Below are 2,498 nucleotides of genomic sequence, written 5' to 3'. Positions count from 1 at the left end.
CAGCCGAGGAACGGGCCAGAAAATATCGAGAACTTCGTGGCGTCTAAAGGGGTGGCATTCGTGCCGGGTGGAGCCTTTCGCCAACTGGAGAGCATGCCTCTAACCCCCAAAACCCTGAACTTTGCTGAATTTACTGAGCTTTAGGCGGTTTGGCAAAAGTCATTGAGAGGGATATAGTAGACCAAGTTTCCCCCTGATCCTTGAGTCCACCGCAACGGTTGCCGGGAAGTGAAGGGGGAAAGCGCTCGGGGGGTATTCCTCAGGGCTTTGCGGGATACCGCCTTCCTGCTCAGAGATAGGCAGGATGGGATCGCTTCTTTCCTGAACCATGTTCAGGAGAGTTCAGCGTGAATGTATCAGAGACTCCAAAACTTAAAAGCAGGAGGAGCTGAGGGCGACAAACTTCCCATCGGTGGTCCACCCCAGCAACATTGGCTCCTGCGGTTGAATGGCCCGTCCGGTGAGAGCGCAGCATTGGGCTTGGTGGGCCGTGGCCGGGAAGCTGGCCCGAATATCCTCAGGACTGAGGGCAGCAGCCCCTTGGGAGTGGCGTAGGACATAGCTCCAAAGAATTTCCCGTATGAGGGCCTGGTAACCCTGATTTCCGGCCAACGCCTTCAGTCGCTGCTTCAGCTCACGTTCCAGCCGAATGCTGGTCACTTCCATCTGGGTCGTGGGAATGGGGGAATGGGCGCGGATGGGCACGCAGGGATCCTCCCTCGAAAAGCCTATACTACTCCTGTAGCATAGCTGGCTTACCGCCTGAGCGGGGATCCCGGCCTGGGTGAGATGGCTCAGGTCAAAATGGGCCTAAGCTGTGCAGTTCTGACCGCTAAGGCAACGTCAGTATCCTGATGGTATGGTTGAGTTGATCCCGTCCCGTCGCCGTGCCTTGGAGCATTTGCTGGCTCGTCTTGGATTCAGGGATCCGGCTTTGCTGGAACAACTGCGTTGGGATCTGCTGGATCAGGCTCTGATTCACCCTTCTCTGGATGGCCAGCGGAACAACGATCGGCTGGAGTTGTTGGGGGATTCTGTCCTGCGAATTTTGGTTACGGAATTCTTGTTTCAGTCCTATCCCCATCTGTCGGTGGGAGAGCTGACCGCGATTCGCTCCGACCTGACCAGCGATGCTTACCTGGCAGAACTGGCGGATCTGCACGGCTTGGATCGCTACCTGGAGGTGGGATCCAGCTCGCAAAACGACTTGGCCGGACGGGGTCGGCGGCTGGCGGATGCTTTCGAGGCTCTGCTTGGGGCTTTTTATCTCAGTTGGGGTATTTACACGCTGCCCAGGCTGCATCCCTGGCTGGATCCCTACTTACACCGACGAGTGGAGCAATGGTTCCAAGACCCCACTCGGCGCAACCCCAAAGCAGCCTTGCAAGAACTGACCCAACGCCTTTGGGGTAGCCTGCCCGAATACCGCCTGGTGGCCGCCCAGGAGCATCCCCCTCATTTCACCATGGAAGTTTGGGGGCAAGGGCGGTGCTGGGGCCGCGGTGAAGGTCGCTCGAAAAAGGCTGCGGAAATGGCCGCCGCTGCTCAAGCCTACGAACACTTGCAGTCGGAGAAGACATGAGAGGCAACCACCGCTACGAGTTGGCCAGTTGGTTGTTTTTGCTGGGGAGTGGCCTGTTTGCGGCGAGCGAGGTGATGACCTTGGGTAGCGACCCCCCTCCGTGGGATCCCGCAGCTCCAACCCTTCTCAATCTAAAGGTTGTCCAAACCCTGCTGGGAATAGGAGCCAGTCTCCTGTTCGTCGTAGGCAGTGCTCTGTTTATCCTCGATGCCCGTCACCGCTGAGATGCGCCCCTTATCCAGCAACCACAATAGCCCTTCTCCGAGAGCGGAGAGAGGCGAATAGATGAGAAGCTTGCTAATAGGGACTTCTTCCGGCTACGGGATCCGCAGGCGAGAGCATGACTCTAGTCAATGATACGCTGGACTATACTGAAAATAATGCCCAGTATGTTCAGTATGGCTGCTTGGTATGGCTAGGTATGTAAAACCGAGAGAAGCGGCGGATTACTTTGGGGTATGTCTCCACACTTTGAGGCGATGGGAACAGAAAGGCTGGATCAATGCAATACGTACACCATCCGGCAGGGCAAGAAGGTATGACCTCGACAGCTACATCAAAGCGCCAAGAAAAGTCAAACGAGTCGTTTTGTACGCCCGAGTCAGCAGTCGAGGGCAGAAACCAGACTTGGAGAGACAGATTGCAAGACTGGTTGACCTCTATCCTGGAGCCGAAGTGGTCGGAGAGGTTGGCGGCGGTCTCAACTTCAAAAGGCCAAAGTTCCTTGCCTTATTGGAACGAGTTCGTGCGGGAGATGTCGGAACAATTGTGGTCGCTCACCGGGATCGACTCTGCCGGTTTGGATTTGAGTTCGTTGAGTGGTACTGCCGTCAATACGGGTGCGAAATCTTGGTTCTCGATGACGATCACCTTTCTCCCCAGCAGGAACTGGTTGAGGATATCCTCACCATCCTGC

The 2,498-nt window shown here is 56.2% G+C and carries 4 protein-coding genes; 3 read left to right on the top strand and 1 reads right to left on the bottom strand.

Going from position 1 to position 2,498, the window contains the following annotated elements; genetic code table 11:
* Positions 1 to 372 precede the first annotated feature (372 nt).
* Positions 373 to 705, bottom strand: a complete 333-nt coding sequence (locus tag SYN60AY4M2_RS13830) for a ribbon-helix-helix domain-containing protein (protein ID WP_240527902.1) — start codon at positions 703 to 705, stop codon at positions 373 to 375.
* Positions 706 to 859: 154 nt separating this feature from the next.
* Between SYN60AY4M2_RS13830 and rnc the strand changes: the two genes are divergently transcribed.
* From rnc to SYN60AY4M2_RS13820, 3 genes are all read left to right on the top strand, one after another.
* Positions 860 to 1,582: a ribonuclease III gene (gene rnc, locus SYN60AY4M2_RS13825; RefSeq protein WP_099813433.1), complete on the top strand. Its 723-nt coding sequence runs from the start codon at positions 860 to 862 to the stop codon at positions 1,580 to 1,582.
* Positions 1,579 to 1,806 (top strand): hypothetical protein, encoded by a 228-nt coding sequence (locus SYN60AY4M2_RS13960; protein WP_099816162.1) that lies wholly within the window; start codon positions 1,579 to 1,581, stop codon positions 1,804 to 1,806. The genes rnc and SYN60AY4M2_RS13960 overlap by 4 nt, the downstream gene beginning before the upstream one ends.
* Positions 1,807 to 1,993: 187 nt before the next feature.
* On the top strand, positions 1,994 to 2,498 hold a 505-nt coding region (locus SYN60AY4M2_RS13820), incomplete at its 3' end, for an IS607 family transposase (protein ID WP_099813435.1).

The organism is Synechococcus sp. 60AY4M2 (genome assembly GCF_002760375.1).
Classification (GTDB): domain Bacteria; phylum Cyanobacteriota; class Cyanobacteriia; order Thermostichales; family Thermostichaceae; genus Thermostichus.
This window is presented reverse-complemented; position numbering and strand designations above follow the sequence as displayed.

What these genes read in the sequence shown, in the direction of transcription:
- rnc (WP_099813433.1), top strand. Translation starts at nt 860, where the DNA reads ATGGTTGAGTTGATCCCGTCCCGTCGCCGTGCCTTGGAGCATTTGCTG.
- SYN60AY4M2_RS13960 (WP_099816162.1), top strand. Translation starts at nt 1,579, where the DNA reads ATGAGAGGCAACCACCGCTACGAGTTGGCCAGTTGGTTGTTTTTGCTG.